The organism is Pseudomonas sp. FA-1 (assembly GCF_056856075.1).
In genome coordinates this window covers 1-20,303 of record NZ_JBWXTH010000017.1, presented here as the reverse complement: position 1 = coordinate 20,303, position 20,303 = coordinate 1, and the positions used below count along the sequence as shown (strand labels likewise).

General features: G+C 59.5%; 14 protein-coding genes. 7 read left to right on the top strand and 7 right to left on the bottom strand.

The features are described 5' to 3' along the window. The first annotated feature begins 12 nt into the window (after positions 1-12). The gene (locus AC1MHZ_RS22470) at positions 13-642 is read left to right on the top strand and encodes a DUF2062 domain-containing protein (RefSeq protein WP_143515168.1); all 630 of its coding nucleotides are present in this window, start codon (positions 13-15) and stop codon (positions 640-642) included. On the opposite strand, the gene AC1MHZ_RS22465 is transcribed toward AC1MHZ_RS22470, so the two are convergent. The 3 genes from AC1MHZ_RS22465 to AC1MHZ_RS22455 form a co-directional block, all read right to left on the bottom strand. After that, positions 526-1,305 (bottom strand): ABC transporter permease, encoded by a 780-nt coding sequence (locus tag AC1MHZ_RS22465; protein WP_084855010.1) that lies wholly within the window; start codon positions 1,303-1,305, stop codon positions 526-528. The two genes, AC1MHZ_RS22470 and AC1MHZ_RS22465, sit on opposite strands and share 117 nt — an antisense overlap. After that, the gene (locus AC1MHZ_RS22460; protein WP_084855009.1) at positions 1,302-2,234 is read right to left on the bottom strand and encodes an ABC transporter ATP-binding protein; all 933 of its coding nucleotides are present in this window, start codon (positions 2,232-2,234) and stop codon (positions 1,302-1,304) included. Before AC1MHZ_RS22460 ends, AC1MHZ_RS22465 begins: the two co-directional genes overlap by 4 nt. Before the next feature lie 139 nt (positions 2,235-2,373). Beyond that, positions 2,374-2,997 carry a glutathione S-transferase gene (locus tag AC1MHZ_RS22455; RefSeq protein ID WP_084855008.1) on the bottom strand — a complete coding sequence of 208 codons (624 nt, stop codon included), beginning with the start codon at positions 2,995-2,997 and terminating at the stop codon, positions 2,374-2,376. A 363-nt stretch (positions 2,998-3,360) separates the two neighbouring features. On the opposite strand from AC1MHZ_RS22455, the gene AC1MHZ_RS22450 reads away from it, so the two are divergent. The 4 genes from AC1MHZ_RS22450 (at position 3,361) to AC1MHZ_RS22435 (ending at position 8,316) form a co-directional block, all read left to right on the top strand. Continuing rightward, on the top strand, positions 3,361-3,891 hold the full coding sequence (locus AC1MHZ_RS22450) for a fimbrial protein (RefSeq protein WP_324815366.1): 531 nt from the start codon (positions 3,361-3,363) through the stop codon (positions 3,889-3,891). A 56-nt stretch (positions 3,892-3,947) separates the two neighbouring features. Further along, positions 3,948-4,685 carry a fimbrial biogenesis chaperone gene (locus AC1MHZ_RS22445; RefSeq protein ID WP_482966944.1) on the top strand — a complete coding sequence of 246 codons (738 nt, stop codon included), beginning with the start codon at positions 3,948-3,950 and terminating at the stop codon, positions 4,683-4,685. A 99-nt stretch (positions 4,686-4,784) separates the two neighbouring features. Beyond that, positions 4,785-7,214 (top strand): fimbria/pilus outer membrane usher protein, encoded by a 2,430-nt coding sequence (locus tag AC1MHZ_RS22440; protein WP_482966943.1) that lies wholly within the window; start codon positions 4,785-4,787, stop codon positions 7,212-7,214. A gap of 55 nt (positions 7,215-7,269) precedes the next feature. Then, complete coding sequence (locus AC1MHZ_RS22435; protein WP_482966942.1) at positions 7,270-8,316, top strand: fimbrial protein; 1,047 nt, start codon at positions 7,270-7,272, stop codon at positions 8,314-8,316. A gap of 54 nt (positions 8,317-8,370) precedes the next feature. On the opposite strand, the gene AC1MHZ_RS22430 is transcribed toward AC1MHZ_RS22435, so the two are convergent. Beyond that, complete coding sequence (locus AC1MHZ_RS22430) at positions 8,371-10,113, bottom strand: hypothetical protein (RefSeq protein WP_482966941.1); 1,743 nt, start codon at positions 10,111-10,113, stop codon at positions 8,371-8,373. Between the two features lie 204 nt (positions 10,114-10,317). Here AC1MHZ_RS22430 and AC1MHZ_RS22425 point away from each other — a divergent pair, with 204 nt between their 5' ends. Beyond that, positions 10,318-12,765, top strand: a complete 2,448-nt coding sequence (locus AC1MHZ_RS22425) for an acyl-CoA dehydrogenase (RefSeq protein ID WP_465001852.1) — start codon at positions 10,318-10,320, stop codon at positions 12,763-12,765. Positions 12,766-12,920: 155 nt separating this feature from the next. Beyond that, positions 12,921-13,331 carry a PA2817 family protein gene (locus AC1MHZ_RS22420; RefSeq protein WP_465001851.1) on the top strand — a complete coding sequence of 137 codons (411 nt, stop codon included), beginning with the start codon at positions 12,921-12,923 and terminating at the stop codon, positions 13,329-13,331. A 138-nt stretch (positions 13,332-13,469) separates the two neighbouring features. Here AC1MHZ_RS22420 and AC1MHZ_RS22415 read toward each other — a convergent pair whose 3' ends face one another. The 3 genes from AC1MHZ_RS22415 to AC1MHZ_RS22405 all read right to left on the bottom strand — a co-directional run bounded on the left by AC1MHZ_RS22415 (position 13,470) and on the right by AC1MHZ_RS22405 (position 19,955). Continuing rightward, positions 13,470-15,155 (bottom strand): hypothetical protein, encoded by a 1,686-nt coding sequence (locus tag AC1MHZ_RS22415; protein ID WP_482966940.1) that lies wholly within the window; start codon positions 15,153-15,155, stop codon positions 13,470-13,472. Between the two features lie 79 nt (positions 15,156-15,234). Continuing rightward, the gene (locus tag AC1MHZ_RS22410) at positions 15,235-17,397 is read right to left on the bottom strand and encodes a hypothetical protein (protein ID WP_482966939.1); all 2,163 of its coding nucleotides are present in this window, start codon (positions 17,395-17,397) and stop codon (positions 15,235-15,237) included. A 56-nt stretch (positions 17,398-17,453) separates the two neighbouring features. After that, on the bottom strand, positions 17,454-19,955 hold the full coding sequence (locus tag AC1MHZ_RS22405; protein WP_482966938.1) for a hypothetical protein: 2,502 nt from the start codon (positions 19,953-19,955) through the stop codon (positions 17,454-17,456). Positions 19,956-20,303 lie beyond the last annotated feature (348 nt).

Genomic DNA, 20,303 nt, shown 5'->3' with positions numbered 1-20,303 from the left:
CCGGGAGCCTACATGCCTCGCCGCCTGTTCAAACGCTACATGCCAGATCCGACCAGCATTCGGGAACACAAATCCTTACGCTTTTTCGGCAAATTGCTGCATGACCCGAACCTCTGGCACCTGAACCGTCATTCGGTGGCGCGGGCCATGGGCGTCGGCCTGTTCGCGGCGCTCATTCCCATGCCCATGCAGATGCTGCTGGCGGCAAGCCTGGCCATTCCCTTGCGGGGTAACCTGCCGATCGCGGTCAGCCTGGTCTGGCTGACCAACCCGCTGACCATGCCACCGGTGTTCTTCGTCACCTACATGACCGGCGCCTGGCTGATGCAGGTGCCGCCGCGCAGCCTGCCCGACGAAATCACCGTGCAGTGGGTCACCGACCAGTTGTCGACGATCTGGCAACCCTTCCTGCTCGGTTCGGTGGTCTGCGGCCTGGTGCTGGGTGCACTGGCCTACTTCGCCACCATGCTGTACTGGCGCTGGTGGGTGGGCCGGCAGTGGCGCCGGCGCAAGGGGGAACGCGCCTCAGGCGCGCATGCCGCGGCCGCTGACCAGCAGGCGCACGCACAGCACGTAGAGCACCGCGGTGGCCACCAGCATGAAGGTGATCGCCGTGCCAATACGGATATCCGACACCCCTAGGATGCCGTAGCGGAACGAGTTGACCATGTGCAGCACCGGGTTTGCCAGCGACACGGTCTGCCAGAACGGCGGCAGCAGGTTGATCGAGTAGAACACCCCGCCCAGGTAGGTCAGCGGTGTCAGCACGAAGGTCGGGATGATCGAAATGTCGTCGAAGTTGCGTGCGAACACGGCGTTGACGAAACCCAGCAGCGAGAAGATCGTCGCGGTCAACAGCACCACCACCACGGTCACGCCCAGGTGGTGCACCTGCAACTGGGTGAAGAACAGCGACAGGAGGGTCACGATCACCCCGACCGCCAGGCCACGCAGCACGCCACCGAGCACATAGCCCACGAGGATCGTGTGCGGCGACACCGGCGAGACCATCAGCTCCTCGATCGAGCGCTGGAACTTGCTGCCGAAAAAGCTCGAGACCACGTTGCCATAGGAGTTGGTGATCACCGACATCATGATCAACCCCGGCACGATGTATTCCATGTAGGTGAAGCCGCCCATGTCGCCGATCTGCCGGCCGATCAGGTTACCGAAGATCACGAAGTACAGGACCATGGTGATCGCCGGCGGCAGCAGGGTCTGCGGCCAGATGCGCAGGAAGCGCCGCACTTCGCGGTAGACAATGGTATTCAGGGCCACCCAGTTGGTACGCAGTTCCACGCTCATACCGCCACCTTCGACAGGTTTTTCTCCACCAGGGACACGAACAGCTCCTCGAGTCGGTTGGTCTTGTTGCGCAGGCTCTGCACTTCGATGTTCTGCAGGGCCAGCTGGCCGAACAGCGCGGTGATGCCCATGTCTTTGTCCACCTGCACCTCCAGGGTATGGGGGGTGATCAGGCGGCACGGGTAGCCTTGCAGCACCGGTGCCTGGGGCAGGTCCTGCTTGAGGTCGAGCACGAAGGTCTCTACGTGCAGCTTGCCCAGCAGCTTGCGCATGCTGGTGTTCTCGACGATGGTGCCGTGGTCGATGATGCCGATATTGCGGCACAGCTGCTCGGCTTCCTCGAGGTAGTGGGTGGTCAGGATGATGGTGATGCCCTTCTGGTTCAGCTCGGTGAGGAAGCTCCACATCGAACGGCGCAGCTCGATGTCCACCCCGGCGGTGGGCTCGTCGAGGATCAGCAGGCGCGGCTCGTGGATCAACGCCCGGGCGATCATCAGGCGGCGCTTCATGCCGCCGGACAACGAACGCGACTGCACGTCGCGCTTGTCCCACAGGCCCAGCTGGGTCAGGTACTGCTCGGCGCGCTCCTTGGCCTGTTTGGCCGGGATGCCGTAGTAGCCGGCCTGAGTGACGACGATATCGAAGGTCTTCTCGAACTGGTTGAAGTTGAACTCCTGGGGCACCACGCCCAGGCAGCGCTTGAGCGCCGCGGGCTCGCGGTCCAGGTCGTGGCCGAATACGTTCACCGTGCCGCTGGTCTTGTTCACCAGGGTCGAGAGGATGCCGATGGTGGTGGATTTGCCGGCGCCGTTGGGGCCGAGCAAGGCGAAGAAGTCACCTTCGGAAACGTCCAGGTCGATGCCCTTGAGGGCCTGGAAGCCGTTGCCGTAGGTCTTGGTCAGCTGTCGTATGGACAGGGCGGAACTCATAGCGGGTCAGGTACCGAAAAAGGGTTCAGGACACGCCAGGTCAAGTCACTGGCGCAGTGAGTGCGGCCCATGGTGCAAGGCCTGGCCGCACAAGTACAGTCATGTGTATCGATAATGACTATCGAAGCAGCCAAGGTGTTCAGGTCAATGCCGTCATCACCGCCGCCTGGTAGGCCGGCCGCTCGCGCAGGCGCTCGTACCAGGCGCGCAGGTGATGCATGTCCGGGCGCTCGATGGGCATCTCGAACCAGGCGTAGATGAAGCTCCCCAGCGGGATGTCGCCCATGCCGATTTCCTGGCCCGAGAGATAGGGCTGCTGCGCCAGGGCCTGGTCGGCGATCGACAGCAATTGGGCGCATTGCTTTTGCGCGGCATTGATCGCCACCCAGTCGCGCTGCGCCTCGGGGGTGCGCAGCAGGCCCCAGAACAGCGGGCGGAACGGCGTGGCGAAGGATGAGGTGGTCCAGTCCATCCATTTGTCCGCCAGGGCGCGCTGGCGGGGGTCGTCCAGGTACCAGCCCTGGTCGCGGCCATACTGGGCGCAGAGGTAGCGCACGATCGTGTTGGACTCCCACAGCACCAGGTCGCCGTCCTCGAGCATGGGCACCAGGCCGTTGGGGTTGCGGGCGCGGTAGTGAGGTTCGTCGACCACGCCGAAGGCACCACCGGCGTCGATCGACTCGAAGTCCAGGCCCAGTTCATGGGCGATCCACAGCGCCTTGCGCACGTTGCTCGAATTCTTGCGGCCCCAGATCTTCAGCATGGCGATGTCCTTATGAATGTGCAGGTGCAGCAGTTTACTTCAAGATCGGGGGTAAGTTCGTCGCGGCGGCTTTGTGGGCTATGAGATCGAGCGCCGCCCGCGATCCGGGCTTGCCCGGCCATGCCTTACCGGCCACCAGGTAAGACATTTCCGAACCTGAAACCAAAAGGCGTCAGGATAATTCTTTAGAGACCTACCCTACGCACTTTTCAGAATTATCCTCATTGTCGGAGGAATAATACCTACATACCCTCTCCCTCGCCGCTCTTAAGCTTGCCACCGTTCCGGAAGTTGCAGTCACTTGTGACTATACCGGAATAGCGCTCACGCGATTACCAACACAACTCATATCTAGGTAAGCAAATGAAACAAGCATTCATGGCATTGGCCCTGGGGCTGGCCTCTACCAGCGCCTTCGCCTCTACCGGTGGCGGCAACATTCAATTCAAGGGCGAAATCTATGATGGCGGCACTTGCCCTATCGAAGTGATCGGGCCTGGTGGGGTCAAGGGGTCCGTGGACTTCGAAAAACTGTCCACTTCGGTATTCAAGAGCTCGGGCGCCGCCTCTGCGCCCAAGAATTTCCAACTCAAGGTGGACAGAAGCGACTCGACCTGCAGCGCCGCCACCCTGAAAACAGCCAAGTTTACGTTCACCTCGAAGGAGCCCTCTCCGGGCGCGAACCTGTTTGGCATAAAGAGCGACGCTGACTCGGCGACCGGACTTGGCATTCGAATCAAGGACCACACCAACACCGCCCTCCAGCCTGGCACTGAAAACGAGTATGACATCGGCACTGGGTTGTTCAATTACAGCGCAGAACTCGTTTCCACCGGCAGCGTAGGTGAAGGGCGGGTCTTGGGCGATATCGATATTACCGTCGAATTGATCTAACCCTTACCAGGCGCACCCTGCGCCTGGACCATACTCTTCCAGTATCGCTGAACACCATGCTCTCTTTTCCCTATACGCGCGCACTTTCACTCAGTTGCCTGCTCGCAGTGCTGGGTTCTTTTTCCAGTGCCCATGCTGCACTCACGCTCAATGCTACACGCCTCATTTATGAGAGCGACAAGCGCAGCACGTCGATCATCGTCGCCAACCCCAGCGAACGTACCTATGCGGCACAAGCGTGGGTGAACACACGTGCCGACGATACGACGACCGCCGTTCCCTTCACGGCCTCTCCGACACTGTTTCGCCTTGACCCCGGCAAAGAGCGCACCGTGCAGATCGCCAGCCTTCCCAATGACCTGCCGGTCGATCGTGAATCGCTGTTCTTTTTCAATCTGCAGGAGATTCCACAAACCGTGCCGGGGCAGCGCAACGCCCTGAACATCGCCTTGCGTACGCGGATCAAGTTGTTCTATCGCCCCAGCCAATTGTCAGGGCCCGTCACGGAGCATCTGAAGGACCTGCGCTTCTCGCTTACTACAGTTGAAGGTAAAGCACACTTGCATGTGCATAACCCCTCCCCCTTCCACTTCACGTTCAGCCGTTTGGACCTCGAAGCCGCAGGCCGGCAACAGGCCGTCCCTGGTGTCGACATGATCGCCCCGATGAGCGAGCAAACCTACCCCATGCCGAGCGGCCTGCCCGCCCATGGTCTGCAGGCTGTCTTTTCGGTGATCACCGACTATGGCAGCAACAGTGCGCCCATGACCTTGCCGGTGCACGGCACGCCCTGATCGCCTCGCGACACTCTTACGGAGAAACGATCTATGACTTCTGCGCACGGGGCGCGGGGCCGCTCACGGCTGCCTCGCTTTTGCCTACTGATCATCGGCATGCGCGGCTGTACAGCCCTGGCAGCCCCAAGCGAACAGCCCACGGTCGAGTTCCAGTCAAGCTTCCTGCACCAGGCGGGCCTGAGTGGCGCTACCGCCACTGCCGCCCTAAACGCGCTGGCCAATGAGCATGCCTTGGGCCCTGGCCGCTATTTGGCCGAGCTACAGGTCAACTCCACCTTGGTCGGGCAACGGGAACTGGACTTTTCCCTGGCCGCTGGGCACAACCGCCTGCAACCTTGTCTTTCGCCAGCCCTGCTGGGTGAGCTGGGCCTGCGCCTGGATGCCTTGCCAGACCCGGCCCTGCTCGAGCAAGCCTGCCTGGATCTACCGACCGTCGTTCCTGGAGCCCGGGTGGACTTCGACAGCGCTGCACTGCGCGTGGCGGTATCCATTCCACACATTGCCCTGCGTCGGGAAATAACCGGCTATGTCGACCCGGCACGCTGGGACAGCGGGATTTCCGCAGCGTTCGCCAATTACCAGGTATCCACCCAGCAACGGGACAGCCGTACCCAGGGCAGCACCAACCATTACGACCTGTATTTGAACAGCGGCCTGAACCTCGGCGATTGGCGCCTGCGCAGCAGCCAGGCCTGGCGCCAGGACAGCGATGGCGAACGCAGCTGGAGCCGCGCCTATACCTACGCCCAGAGCGACCTTCCCGGCACCCTGGGTACCTTCACCCTGGGCGAGACCTTCACCGGTAGCGAGGTCTTTCGTGGCGTACCGATACTGGGTGCTCGCATCGCGTCCGACCTCGACATGCTGCCGAACATCATGCGCAGCTATGCGCCCATCATCAGCGGTGTCGCGCAAACCCGAGCCAAGCTCGAGGTTCTGCAGAACGGCTACCCCATCTATTCCACCTATGTCAGCCCTGGCCCCTACGCCATCGACGACCTGAGCGTCGGCGGCACAGGCGAACTGGAGGTCGTGCTGACCGAGGAAGATGGCCAGGTGCGCCGCTTCACCCAACCCTACGCCAACATCGACAACCTGCTGCGCCCAGGCGTATGGCGCTACAGCGCGGCATTGGGCCGCTATAACCCCGCCGGCGACCTGGACACTCCCACACTCTGGCAAGGCACCCTGGCCTACGGTACGCCCTGGCACACCACACTCTACGGAGGCTTGATGGTCAGCGAAGGCTACCTGGCCCACGCCGTCGGCGTCGCCCGTGACCTGGGCAGCCTGGGCGCACTGGCATTCGACGTGACCCACGCCAGCAGCCAGTTCGACAGCGCCGCCGATGTGCAAGGCCAAAGCTATGCGTTGAAGTACAGCAAGACCTTCGGCACAGGCACCGACTTGCGCTTCGCCGGCTATCGCTATTCGACCGAGGGCTACCGTGATTTCGATGAATGGGTCAGCCAACGCAGCCACGACACCCGTTTCACCGGCAGCCGTCGCAGCCGACTGGACACTACGATTCTCCAGCGCCTCGGCACACGCAGCTCGTTCAACCTGACGTTTTCCCAACAAGACTACTGGCAGCGCGCGGACGTGGAACGCCAGTTCCGCCTCTCCTTCAATACCTCCCACAACAAGGTCAGCTATGGCCTGCATGCTTCGCAGTCGCTGCGTACTTCCAGGCGTGGCAGCGATCGGCAGGTAGGGCTGAGCGTTTCCCTGCCCCTGGATTTCGGCCACAGCAGTACCCTGTATTTCGACACCCAACACAGCGCCCTCGGCAATCGCCAGCGCGTGAGCATGAACGGCAGCGGTAACGACTATCGCCTCAGCTACAACACCAGCGTCAGCCGTGACGAGCGACAGCGACAAACCCTCGGCCTGAACCTGGGCTACCAGACGACCAGCGCCTCGCTGGGTGCCGGTGTCAGCGTTGGCCCCGACTATCGCAGCCTATCGCTCAACGCCAGCGGCTCGCTGCTGGCCCACGCCGATGGCGTCGAATTCGGCCCGAGCCTTGGCGAAACCATTGGCTTGGTCGAAGTGCCCAATACACCTGGCGTCGGTGTACAGAGCGCCTCGAGCGTTCGCACCAACGCACGCGGCTTCGCCCTCGTGCCTAGCCTGAGCCCCTACAAGCGCAACCAGCTTGTCCTGCAAACCGACCAGTTGGGGCCGGAAATCGAGATCGACAACGGCAGCGCACAGGTCGTGCCGCGCCGTGGCGCGGTGGTCAAGCAGCGCTTCGAAGTGCGCAAGGTCAACCGCCTGGTACTCACCCTGCATACCCCCCAGGGCCAGCCTGTGCCATTCGGCGCGCAGGTCTCCGATAGCGCAGGCACATCGCTGGGTGTGGTTGGCCAAGCCGGCATGGTACTGCTCTCGACGACCCAGCCCAGCCAACAGGTGAGCGTGCGCTGGAGCGAGGCGGCAGATGCGCAATGCCAGCTGGAACTGGATGTGGCCCAAATGCCTCAGGAACAGGGGTACCGCATGCAAACACTGACCTGTGGGTGAAGGCATCCACATTCGACCCCATGCCTGAACCTGCTGACATGCCCTGGAGCATCCAATGAATCGACCCGTCGCCCTGTTATTACCAGCACTGCTGATGACGCTCGGACACGCCCCACTTGCCATGGCCGCTCGCTACTGCACCTTGGATAGCGGTCAGCTCAGTTATGAGTACGCGCTTCCCGACATCGTCAAAGTCGATGCCAGCCTTCGCCCCGGTGAAGCAATTAGTGCGGTCAGGCAAGACAACCTACCCCCCATTTCAGGTACGAAATTCACCTGTGAGAATGACGACGACACGAACCCCATAAACTTGAACGTCGACACGCTAACCGGGGAGTCAACCGTCCCCGGTCCTGGAGGCGTGCGGGTAATGGAAACCAATGTTGCCGGCATTGGCGTCGCAGTGCAGCTCGGCGTCCCGTTTACCGGGGGCGCAAACAATTATTTCAAACCAACCGACAACAGCTCTGTACCCTTCACGGGTACCCTCGGAAACACCGGAGGGAACCAGATGGTGCTCACGACGCTGCTCCACAGGATTCAACTGGTCAAGATTGGCGACATCGCGCCGGGTGTGCACTACATCGACACCCCCTTGTTCAGAGCCAGCACTAGCATCGGCGGCCAGTTCATGGACTACCGGTTGACCAGCCGCGTCGTCAGCAACCCATGCACCGTACCCACAACCTCCAGCCCCGCCGTCGTGCAGTTGCAACGCTGGCCAAAATCGGAGTTCAAGGGGATTGACCATACCACCGCCTCGACAGATTTCGCGATCGAGTTGACCAATTGCGAAAGCGACCCTAAGGGCATGACGCGCGTCGCCATCACACTCGAGGGCATCGACGGTTCGACACCCATATCGGGTAAGCCCGGGGTTTTCACCCTCACCGACGATTCAGACGCCGAAGGCGTTGGCATACAGATCCTCAAAGGCGACGGAACCCCGATGCCGCTGGAGACAGAAGAGGACATGGCTAACTTGACCAAAGGCATCACCCGCCTCGCCTTCAAGGCCCATTATTACCAGACGCTGCCCGCCGAAAAAATCAAGCCGGGCTCGGCAAACGGCGCACTGAAGTTCACCATCAGCTATCGATAACCTCTGGAAAAGGCCCGGCCAACGCCGGGCCCAAGGCTTACCGCAATAGGTAACTCAAGGCACCAATGTCAGTACCAGCGCCGGTAAGGTCTTGAAGGAGCGTCCTTCATCAAAGCTGACCGCCGCATGGATACGGAAGGTGTCATTGAGTTTCAGGCTTTGCACGAAGCGCTTGGCCATATAGGCCTGCACTTTGCCAGCCTGGCGCTCTGCGAGCGTCAAAGGCAGGTCGTCACGCACGATCTCGACCGGCAACATCGCCCCACCCGCATCGTGCCCCATCGCCTGGATACGAACCGGCTGCTCCGGGCGGCTGAACTGCCACATAGGCAATTCCAGCAATACGCCCTCTTCCGGCACTGTGCTCAAAGACAACTTCCCCTCCTTGGCAGCCTTGCATTCGATCCTCTTGAAGTGGTTAGGGTTCACAACGTTCCTGATGCCCAGGTCGTAGGCCTTCGAGTATTCGACAGTTCCATCATCATGCTTGAACGAATAGAAAAGCTCGAGGCGTTGGCCCAGGTTGGCGGCTATTACTTCCATTGGAAACTGGAAAGTCTTGTCGCCCCCCAGGGTCGGGTTGGCAGGGAAGCGGTCCCCCATTCGGTTGACCGCGATCATCTCGAACTTCCTGGCCTCTACCTCCTTAGGAATACGTACGTTCACGGCCCTTTCCGGAGTCAGCGAGCCCTTTGCGTCCCCCTCGAACTCAACACCGTCCACGGTGGGTGCTGGCAAGACCGGTGCCGTGCCGATGGTCAGGGACAGCGCTTCGCTCACCTGCAAAGTGCCCAACCGGCTGAATTGATAGACAAGCGTGACCCGCCCGCTGGTGTTGGCCTGCAGCCAATCATGCCCCAGGCCGAACCTGATCTTGCCGCTCTGCAGAATGCTGACATCCACCTGCACCACACAGGTTGTGGGCGCCCGACCATATACGTGCAGCACGACCTCATCGTCCAACTGCATGCCATAGTCGTCGGCCTGGACAACGATACCGTCGGGATACGCCCCCGGATCCACATGATCTCCAGTGAGGCCTTCGATGCGCGGGCTCGGCAGTTTCGGCCCTTCGGGTTCACCCTGGACAATACGCAATAATTGCCTTGGGGACTGACTGCCCGTTGCAGAATCGGCGTAGTCGATCGTATAGCTCACCTCCCCTTGCCCCTCGCTGGCCAAGTGCAACTCGTTGCCATCCAGAAGCCAGAGAAGCGGTTTCCCAATGTCCTGGGCAGTAATCACATGTTGCAGGCTGATCGGGCCAAGCGGTTTGCCATGCTTGTCCTGACCGTACCAGAAGTACTTTACCTTATCGTCAACGGCCATGGCCGCATAAGGCCCGACCACGACCATAGCGTCACCCGGCTCCCGATCCCGATCGATACGCAAGCCGTTGCCACCGATGACTTGAGCCGGTGGCAGCGTTCTAACCGTATCCGCCGCCTTGTCCACATAGAAAAACGCCAGGCCAGACTCCGTCAGCTTGCCGAATCCATCGTCCTGATCGACCGATACGAATCCCCAACCGCCTGAGAGCTCCTCCAATTGGGCGTTTGGAATCCACATCGTTGCGTATTTTCGGTCATCCAGCTCTCCGACTCTCCCACCTCCTTTGTAGACCAGATTACGCCCGTCGGCAGAGCGACCGCGAAAGTTAATGATGCAATAGTCGTTTTCGTCGATCTCGTCGTACGTGAACAACACGTCCAGGTCATTACCATTCAAGCTCTTCAAGTCGAGCGATTCTCCCCCGTCCAACGCGGGTATTTCTGGGGCTGCGAAGTCGTTACTCATGAACACGGCATCCTTTATGGCGTGGTATGGAATGCGCGGCGTTCGCCGGCGCAATGAGCCCGCTGTTCTACATGCCCCTCGCAGCCCACAACAGCTAGCAAGTCTGCCAGTGAACACCTGACCCTGGACTTTGCCAGGCAAGCCGCTGTTCATGGCTAAGCTGAATAGATCCGTTCAAAAACCAGGTTCCATGGAGGACTATCTATGTTGCTGTTGTGGTTGCTATTACTGGTGGTCGGCACGGCGTACCTCACGCACAGGCGGCTGGCGCCGCTGCAGATCCTCGGGGCCGTCGCGGCCTACGTGCTGGCGATGGGCATCTGGAGCGATTGCCCAGGCTGGCTGCTGGCAGTGCTGTGGCTGGCCCTGGCCTGCAAGGCCGCCTTCCTGGTGCTGCACGACTGGCGCCGCACGCTGTTCACCGAACCGGTGTTCCGCTGGTTCCAACGCACCCTGCCGCCGATGTCGCGCACCGAACGCGAGGCGATCGACGCAGGCACCGTGTGGTGGGACGGCCAGCTGTTCAGCGGCCGCCCGGCCTGGCACACCTTGCTCGACTACCCGGTACCCAAGCTCACCGATGAAGAGCAAGCCTTCATCGACGGCCCGGCCGAGACCCTCTGCACAATGGTCAGCGACTGGCAGATCGGCCAGGACCTGGACCTGCCGCCGCAGGCCTGGGCCTACATCAAGGAACAGGGCTTCTTCGCCCTGATCATTCCCAAGGACTACGGCGGAAAGGGTTTTTCCGCTTATGCCCACTCCCAGGTGGCCATGAAGCTGGCCACCCGCAGCGGTGACCTGGCCTCCACGGTGATGGTGCCCAACTCCCTCGGCCCGGCCGAATTGCTGCTGCACTATGGCACCGAGGCGCAACGCAACCATTACCTGCCTCGGCTGGCGCGTGGCGAGGAGATCCCCTGCTTCGCCCTCACAGGCCCCCTGGCAGGCTCCGACGCGGGCGCCATGCCCGACACCGGCGTGGTGTGCAAAGGCCAGTGGCAAGGCGAAGAAGTCATCGGCCTGCGCCTGAACTGGGAAAAGCGCTACATCACCCTCGGCCCGGTGGCGACCTTGCTCGGCCTGGCATTCAAGGCCTACGACCCGGACCACCTGCTGGGGGAGGAAGAAGACCTGGGTATCAGTCTGGCCTTGATTCCCACCGACCTGCCCGGCGTGCAAATCGGCAAACGCCATTTGCCCCTGGGCGCCGCGTTCATGAACGGCCCCAACAGCGGCAAGGATGTGTTCATCCCATTGGACTTGCTGATCGGCGGCCAGGCCATGCTCGGCAAGGGCTGGATGATGCTGATGAACTGCCTGTCGGTGGGGCGCTCCATCTCGCTGCCGGCGGTAGGCACCGGCGCGGCCAAGTACACCAGCCTTGTGACCGGGCAGTACGCCAACCTGCGCGAGCAGTTCAACGTGCCACTGGCGGCCTTCGAAGGCATCCAGGAGTCCTTGGCACGGATCGGCGGCAACGCCTGGCTGATGGACAGCGCACGCCTGCTCACCGCCCTGGCCGTGGACCTGGGCGAAAAACCCTCGGTGCTGTCGGCCATCCTCAAGTACCACCTCACCGAGCGCGGCCGTGAATGCATCCAGCACGCCATGGATGTGCACGGCGGCAAGGGCATCATCATGGGCCCGAACAACTACCTGGCGCGCAATTGGCTGGGCGCACCGATCTTCATCACCGTAGAGGGGGCCAACATTCTTTCGCGCAACCTGATGATCTTCGGCCAGGGTGCCATCCGTTGCCATCCGTTCGTGCTCGACGAAATGGCCCTCGCCGCTCGCCCGGACCAGGAGCAGGCCCTGCGGGAGTTCGACGACCTATTGATGAAGCACATCCTGTTCGCCGCAGGCAACGCTGCCAGTACCTGGGTACTGGGGCTGGGCCTGGGCCACTTCGAGAAGGTGCCGGGGGATGCGCTGAGCCAAGGGTACTTCCGCGCCCTGAACCGCCAGGCCGCCGCCTTCGCCCTGCTGGCCGACCTGTCGATGATGCTCCTGGGCGGGGCGCTCAAGCGCCGTGAACGACTCAGCGCCCGCTTGGGCGATGTACTGAGCTACCTGTACCTGAGCTCGGCGGCGCTCAAGCGCTACCACGACCTGGGCTCGCCCGAGCATATGCAGCCTTTGCTGCGCTGGGCCCTGGAGGAAAGCCTGGGCCAGGCGGAACATGCCCTGGACCGGTTGCTCGACAACTTCCCCAACCGCTTCATCGGCTGTGCCCTGCGCGTGCTGGTGTTCCCCTTCGGCCGCCGCCATACCGGCCCGAGCGATGAACTGGATGCAGAGGTGGCGGCGCTGATCGGCCGGAGCAAAGGCGACCCGGCACTCGAAGAGCTGCTGGCCGGCTGCCTGCGCCCCAGCGCGGAAGGCGACCCGGTGGCGGCATTGCAACGTGCCTGTGATCTGCTGGACGCATGCGCCCCCTTGCACAAGGCCGTGCATGAGGCGATCAAGGACGGCAGGCTACACACCGCTCCTGGCCAGTCGGCCATCGATGCGGCAGTCGAGGCCGGTGTGTTGCAGGCCGATGAAGGCCAACGGCTGCACGAGGCCGAGGCGGCGCGGCGGCGGGTCATCGATGTGGATGCGTTCGAGAAGGAGGCATTGCAGGCGGTACCGGATAAAGTGCGCTGAGTTCGCCACAGGCGTTTCGGTGCCGGTGAGATCCCGCGCCGCGCGGGCGGCGCTCGATCTTACAGACATCACCCTTTCAAGGCCTGCCCCAAGGCACAAACCGAACAACCGGCGTATACTCCGCCCCCCGTTTCAGCCATACCGAGGACCTTTCCATGGCCAACCCGCACCTGGAATATCACCTGCAACTGCTCCAGCACCTGCGCACCATACTGGCGGCCCTGGGCGAGGCCGAGCAGGTACCGGAGGAGAGCCACGCCCTGTTCCTCGAGCGCTTCGACGAACTGCTCACCCTGCTGCCCCAGGACCCGCTGGAAAGCCAGTACCTGGGCCAGGACCTGATCTGCCAGGTGATCCAGCGCTACCCACAGATCGCCCACCTGGTGCCACGCGACCTGTTGTGGTTCTTCGGTGGCGACTGCCTGCACTTCATGCCGGACGAGGAGCTCAGCGTTTACCAACAGTTGGAAGACCTGCGCTACGAAGCTGAACAGAAGGGTGAGCCCTTCGACTGGAACCAGCAAAAACAATTGCTGAGCCTACCGGAGCAAACCCCGAAGCACTGACGTGCTTTGAGGGCTTGGGGCTGCTTCGCAGCCCATCGCAGGCTGTCGCCAGCTCCCACCGAGATTGCGCCGCTTTCAAGACTTGCGAAATCCCTGTGAGAGCGGGCTTGCCCGTGAGGGGACGCAGAGCAGCCTGGTCTACAGCCTGCCAACTTCCAGCACGTTATACCCTGTTGCCAGCACCACACCGCCGTGCTCGATCTCGCAGGTCACCACGGAAAAGCCCGGGGCACCGCTGGCCGGTGCGGTAAAGAGCCCATCCTCACTCAACTCACCGACGCCAAACAGCCGCCAACACCGTTTCGCCTCCGGCATGAAACTGGTGTCCTGCTCCTCCAGGCGCAACGAATCTCGGTACCCGACCTTTCGGAACACCCCAGGCCGGACAGACAACAGCTGCGGCCCATTGGCCATGACAATCGAGAACCTGCGACGGTGTTTGCTGTCGACCCCCACTTGCTGAATGACCAGCCCCTTGCGCTTGGCGGCAGCGTCGGGGATGAACGTCGCCTGCTTGAAGTTGTGCAACTGTAGCTGGCCATTACGTTCACCCAGCAGTCGCCAGGCATAACCTGGCCCCACCCCGGCCATCTGCAGCTCGATCGGTGCCTTGGGGGAGATGAACGCGACTTCCGGCTGCAGCTCGAAAAACTCGACCGATACCCGTGCGCGTGCCGACGCCTTGTAGAACATGCCATCTTGGTACAGCTCGGCGGTCACCATGATGGCCTGCCCACCCGGCTTGAGGCGCTCGACCGATTCAAACCGGTAGCGGCCATCCTTCGCATCGATATGCCCATATTCCCCAGAGCCCGACGCATCAAGACCGCTTACCGTCCAGCGTGAGGCCTGGACGGCCTTGCCGTGTTGGTCGCGCATGATGAAGTCGTAACTGCGGCCCACCATCATCGTGTAGCGAGGTGCTTCCACGGTGAACGACGGCCCAAGTGGCAGCAGGTCACCGAACATGACGGTATCGAACGGCACATGCCTGGCGCGCTCGGCGAAGCCGTACGGGCTCGGCTGGTACCACAGTTTTTGCGACAGGCTGCCCTGCAGATGATTCAACGCCCGGTCCTGCACCAGAGCCGCTGGATAGGGTTCGATCCCCTGCTCATCCACGACCAGGTAGGGGAAAGTATCCGTCGGCGCAAAGCCCTCGCGCGCTCTTGCCTTGACCTTGAAGAACACCAAGAGCGCACCTTGCCCATGGTTGGCCGCGTCGGGCGCCTGCGAACCAGGCGCCGCCTGGGTGTATACCCGCATGCCGGTCGGTGTCCAGGGTTCATCGCCCTGACGATCGACATTCACCAGGGCGAACTGGCTCTGGTAGTCAGGCAAATCGCGGAACCATCGCGCCAGCTCAGCGGGCAGGCGGTCATCGGCCACACCCAGATTGCAACGTACACGCGACACATTGCGCAGATCGAGCACGAGGCCCCAACGCTCCTTGTAGGAGAGCACCTCCAGATCGACATCGGCTTGCACCGCATAGCCCATGGCTTCATTGATGACGAAATAGTGCTGCTCGCCATCGGCGTACTGCCCTTCACGCCGGTAGGTCCCCGACAGGATCGGCAGGGTCACCTGCACGCGCCGGCCACCGGCCGAGGCAGTGGCGAAGGACAGGGTCGGCATACCGAATTCGATAGCCTGCACCTGCGTGCGCCCCTGCCCGTCAGGGTCGATCATCGCCTCGAACAGCGGCAACGAACGCAAGTCATGCAACCGCTCCAGATAATGGCGCTTGAGCAGGTCGTTCATACAACTGCGGTTATAGACAGCCAACGCGCCCCATCCCAGGGTCACGTTGATTGCTTTCATGGTTTCGAGCACGTGCTCGATAGAATTGCCGGACATTTTCCGGATCTCCTTGAATGGTGTCAGCAACCAGCACGCACGATCATGCGCCAGGCGCAAGCAGTTGTTGGGTGAGCGCAGGAAAATCGGTCAATGGCCATGGCAAGATCAAATGGCCACTCACAGCAATGCTGTCGTCATATGTGCCTTCGGCAAAAATCAGGACAAACCCCGCCTTATGGGCATCGGCAGGCACATACCTCCCATTGTCGATGGTGCCTTGACCTTCAATGGGTAATGACCATTTCACCTTGTCGAACGGCTTGTTCAAAACATAGGCCTCCAACGCAAGGCTGCCGTCCTCCTGAGGAATCGCCTTGACCTTCACAGTTACTTCATCATGTATCACCAATACATAGACCGTGCATTGATCTCCCGTTTCAGAGTCCTTTACCTGTATCTTGTCGAGGACATATATCTCGTCGTCTGCAGGGGCCGGCTTGTAATGACAACGCTTGCCACCCTGTTCGGGGGTCAGCGTACCTTTCACACCCGTCTTGTCCCACTCCAGATTACCGCCCGCCAACGACCCCGCAGTAAGGGTCAGTTCTGTTGTCGTGTAACAGGTATGAATCATTGGATTCACCGTCACGGCCCGAGGCACAGTGGTCACCAACGCCGAAGCCAGCACCTCGCTCGACTCCTCATCCTTCGCCAGTACCAGTACTTTGCTCGGCTTGCCATCCAGAGAGGAAGCTGGCGCGGCCAGATAGATCCCTTCCTCTCCCCGGTTTTTGAGCATCGTCCCTGGATCGTCGGCGCTGACGGATATACTTTGGACCTCCCAGTAGACATTCGATCGCGGCGGAACCAGACGCACATCACATTCCCCACCCGCCAGCACCACGACATTGCTGGGCTCGACACGAAACTCGGTGGGCGTCGTGATCATGACCACATCGTTGCTTGGCGTGACATCCGCTGCCTGCAGGAACATCCCCTGGTCTGCCCCTATCTGCACACCGGCCAACCAGCGTTCCGGTACGTCCGCGCTCAGCCTTTTCGACAGGCCGGAAACGATCGCACGCTTGACCGCATGCGAGACGAACTCTTCGATCTGTGCACGCTCAGGGCCTTTAATTTCACCGGGCAAGCCAGAGAGAGCGGTGACTTGCGCATTGGCCGACCAAGGCGAGTAGAGTTGCCCCTGAAGAATGTAACCGGGTTGGCGTTGGCCTTTGAGCAGGTCGAAGCGGTGCGTCAGATCCAATTGGAAGGTGACCGTGAACTCCTTTGTATCGCCCCCCAACAGAGGGACGTAACGCAACTTAACGATGCACTGCGACTTCCAGGCCTGATCGACTCCGTTTTTTTCAAAGTTGACCGACAGCCCCACTGCCGGAACCGTGAACGCTTCGCACACGAAGGCGAACTCGGCGCTTTGGTACTTGGACGTTGGGACGGCCAAATGCCCGGCCGTGGCGTTCAGGCCAACCAGCATGTCGTTCAAATCCCGTCGCTCTTCGAACTCGCCATCCACGAGCAACTTCGAAAGACCTTGACCATAACTGACGCGATACAACAAGGGCTCACTGACCACGCTCGTGTTGACAGCAGGATCGAGCCCTGGAACATGAGCATCGTGCGGAATCACCCCTGTCTTGCCCAGTTGCGTCACCCCCCACAGCAGCAGATCACGCTGCTCGCCCTTGGAGTCTTTCTGTACTCGCAAGTCGATGCGCTTCATGTCCACAGCACTGTCCGCACCCTGCCCCATGCCCACCAAAACATATGGCTCATTGAGCTGCGCTTGTTCTTTCATCAGTGCCTGGATGAACTCACCACCACGCTTATTCAGCGCGTCGTACTCGCTCATGCCCAGTCGCATCTCCAAACCTTGAGCCACATCCAACTGCAACTGCGAAGCTGAAACAGTCGTGCTTAACATCACAGCGCAGCTCAGCGGCAGGGAATCCAGTGCATCGTGTTGCGACACCGACTCCACTTCGCCACTCCTTGTTTGAACCTGCACGCCACTGTCCAACTGGCTGGTTATAACGAACCTGGTAGCGGTGGGCGTTTCCAGCGAAGGTGCCGCCATGTGATAGCCCGCCAAGTGATAGTCAATATTGCCCACCCCATCGGAGATGCGGCCGCTAATATCGACAAGTACTTTCTCAGTGCTCAAGCGAATCCGGTGCTCTTTCTCAATAGCAGTATTGAGCTGATCGACCGAAACGGTGGTCAATGTATCGAAGCCATACAAGTTTGGGTGCTCATACACCCAGGCGAGCAGGTCTGGATTTATAGTATATGTCATTTTCAATTAGCCTTTACGCGAAGGGCCTCGAGTGCCCGAGTATTTTTAGCCAGCGGCAGGGGTATGATGATGAAACTCGCGTAACCATCACATTCACCAGTCACTATGACGAACGACGCAGGCTTCGATTTGTCGACAGTATAAGTAGCGCCTTTGAATTCGCCTGACCCATAGGCTATCTTAAACTCAGTCCGGTCAGTAACATCCATTCTAAGTAACTTGGCGCGAAAACTGACAGTACCCTCATCGACATTGGTGTCGATAGTTTCCAGGCTCAGGGTCGGGACAGCAGCCTCGGTGACGATAACACTTTCGACCTTCTCGCCAGTGGCTATATTACGCGCCGATATAACATCGATAACGAAGTCTTTGTCCTTTAACTCGGGGCCTGCTACATAGGTAATTGCTGCTGTTGTAGCTTCAGATTTTTTTAGCGTACCGTGGGGATTGTCATTCTCGAAGCCCCATTCAAAGTCTGCCGCCGCACCCAATGCGCCAACCTGCAAGTCAACGGTCTTTTTATCGCCCTCGGCAGTGCCCTTTTCATAGCCCCAGGTTGTTGCTACCAAGGGGGTGATCATAAGACTCTGGCGAACCACGGTGGCCAATGCTGAACTTTCGAATTGACCATCCGTGGCAACCACTCGTACTCGCGTGAATAGGCCATCGATATGTTCGGCCTCTGGCGCGGTGTACTCACCGTCTGGGGTAATAGTGCCAGCCTGCCCGCCCAGGGACTCAACTCGCCATGTCAACCCCTTTCGGGCAGGCACTGTATTGAACTTATGTTTTTGACCGCTCCCTAGGATAGGTTCCAGGTCATCAATGACGAAGCTGATGGTATTAGGGTTGACCCTGCCGAATGCCACGGCACCCGAAGGCAAATGGGTGTTATCGGCGATGATCGCATTGCCGAAGTTGAATTTTATCGTGTCATCGATAAGGGTTTTGACTGTAGAGGGTAACGAGAAAGTCTTATTTAATGTATCTTCGAGCACGCCGCGAACGGAGGTAGCATTCGGAATTGCTCCGACCTCGTAAAAAAGCCGGAGGATCGTAAGTAACTGAGCCGTCGCAAGAATAGTCAGCAAGAATTCAGGCAAAGTCAAATCCTCACTTGATGTCTCTGAATCCGCCTCATCATCTTTAGCTGGACCTGCACATGCCGACGCTGGATCAGCGTGCGACGCCAGATAACGCGGCTTATATTCAAAGTATTGTTTTTCTAGTTTACCGCCCTCGTCCGCAACCAGTTTATAACCCGCAGAGACATCAGCTACAAATGTTTCGGAACTAGATTTATACAGTCTTTCCAAATCAATACCATGTACCTTTACCCACCATTCGAGAAACCCGTATCCGTTTTTACTTCTCACGTTCGTTGTCTTACACGTGACCCACCCCATGAGCTCCATATCGAGCTCTATGACCCCATCAGCGCCAAATTTAATTTTTAAGCTGTTCGCCAGGTCACAATGAATACTATCAATGTGAATCGAAGCAATGAGTTCCCTAAACAAAGCACCTGCATCATGGGTGATTTCAACATCCTGCGCCGGGATCCTGAGCTCTCCTTTAGTCAGCTTGGCCCCAGTGAGCAATCGCTGCCCGCCTTCGTCTTTGTATTCGAGTTCAAATGTCGCGTCCTCGATTACCTCCCGCAGCGCGTGCATCATCTGCCCTAGTGCCAGACGCCTACTGCCAAGCATCACGGTAGCCGAGTAGTCTTTACCGGCATCATTAGGAATCAAGTATTTTAATTGGGTGTCGTCACTGGGGATCGTCCCGCGTTTATCCCCTTCCAACTTAATTAAACTGATAATGGCCCCTTCACCGTCCAGGTTCTCGGGGTCACGCGGGTGAGTGACCAACATGAACTCATCCGGGCGCATCGCTTCGTTACCGCCCGGCATAATGCGCCCCAACTGATAGATACATTTTTCCTCAGGCAGCGCCTTGAACTTCTTCTCGAAGAACGCGCCCAGTTTCGCTTGCGCCTCCGGCACCCCGCCAAAATTGAACAGAAAATTAGTGGCCTTCGCCAGGTTGAGGTAAATTTCCCCACCGGCTGCCACATGGCCATTCGCTTCCGTCAACGCAAGGTCCATCTGCAGTTCAGGGCGTAATATCGGACCATATTGCGCTATCGAACGCACCACAGCCCTAACTTTTTCTTCAATTTCAACGAGATTCCCCCCCACCATCGCCATGCGCAAGCGCGACTTTGAATCGAGCAGACGGGCATTTTCGAACGACATCCGAGGCACATCCAATACAGCGTTTTCGATTATGTACTTATTACCTCCATCGGTCTGGACTTCACCGGACTGTGGTTCAATATATGAACCTCTCTCGAAGTGCCTGATATACGCCTGTAATATCACATGATTGGCCTTCACGCGTTGCACAGCCGCAATAATCCCCCAACCGAACATTTTATCTATATTATGTTCATCCTTCTCCTTCATCCACGCCACCAATTCTTTTTCAGAATAGCCAGACATAGTTTTCCACCCTTCCAATTAAATATCGAAACAATCAGCAAGAACATCGAATAACGACTTACAAACGAAGCCCTATTCAACGCTACTATTTCGACACAGGAGGTGGAGCGGGGAAACTGATTGAACTACTAGGCTGGGGATGAAAAATATCGTGAACAAGGCGGTTGCGATGCGTTCACAGTGCTCGATTGACGCCCCACAAGGCTCAAACCGCACAGCCATCAAATTCCAGGCATAAAAAAACGCCCTCTCGATTGAGAGGGCGTTTTCGATTTGGAGCGGGAAACGAGACTCGAACTCGCGACCCCGACCTTGGCAAGGTCGTGCTCTACCAACTGAGCTATTCCC

Excerpts from the sequence above, each read along its gene's own strand:
- AC1MHZ_RS22425 (WP_465001852.1), top strand. The coding sequence starts at position 10,318 with ATGTTGCTGTTGTGGTTGCTATTACTGGTGGTCGGCACGGCGTACCTC.
- AC1MHZ_RS22415 (WP_482966940.1), bottom strand. The coding sequence starts at position 15,155 with ATGAAAGCAATCAACGTGACCCTGGGATGGGGCGCGTTGGCTGTCTAT.
- AC1MHZ_RS22460 (WP_084855009.1), bottom strand. The coding sequence starts at position 2,234 with ATGAGTTCCGCCCTGTCCATACGACAGCTGACCAAGACCTACGGCAAC.
- AC1MHZ_RS22440 (WP_482966943.1), top strand. The coding sequence starts at position 4,785 with ATGCGCGGCTGTACAGCCCTGGCAGCCCCAAGCGAACAGCCCACGGTC.
- AC1MHZ_RS22445 (WP_482966944.1), top strand. The coding sequence starts at position 3,948 with ATGCTCTCTTTTCCCTATACGCGCGCACTTTCACTCAGTTGCCTGCTC.
- AC1MHZ_RS22455 (WP_084855008.1), bottom strand. The coding sequence starts at position 2,997 with ATGCTGAAGATCTGGGGCCGCAAGAATTCGAGCAACGTGCGCAAGGCG.
- AC1MHZ_RS22420 (WP_465001851.1), top strand. The coding sequence starts at position 12,921 with ATGGCCAACCCGCACCTGGAATATCACCTGCAACTGCTCCAGCACCTG.
- AC1MHZ_RS22435 (WP_482966942.1), top strand. The coding sequence starts at position 7,270 with ATGAATCGACCCGTCGCCCTGTTATTACCAGCACTGCTGATGACGCTC.
- AC1MHZ_RS22470 (WP_143515168.1), top strand. The coding sequence starts at position 13 with ATGCCTCGCCGCCTGTTCAAACGCTACATGCCAGATCCGACCAGCATT.
- AC1MHZ_RS22465 (WP_084855010.1), bottom strand. The coding sequence starts at position 1,305 with ATGAGCGTGGAACTGCGTACCAACTGGGTGGCCCTGAATACCATTGTC.
- AC1MHZ_RS22450 (WP_324815366.1), top strand. The coding sequence starts at position 3,361 with ATGAAACAAGCATTCATGGCATTGGCCCTGGGGCTGGCCTCTACCAGC.
- AC1MHZ_RS22405 (WP_482966938.1), bottom strand. The coding sequence starts at position 19,955 with ATGTCTGGCTATTCTGAAAAAGAATTGGTGGCGTGGATGAAGGAGAAG.
- AC1MHZ_RS22430 (WP_482966941.1), bottom strand. The coding sequence starts at position 10,113 with ATGAGTAACGACTTCGCAGCCCCAGAAATACCCGCGTTGGACGGGGGA.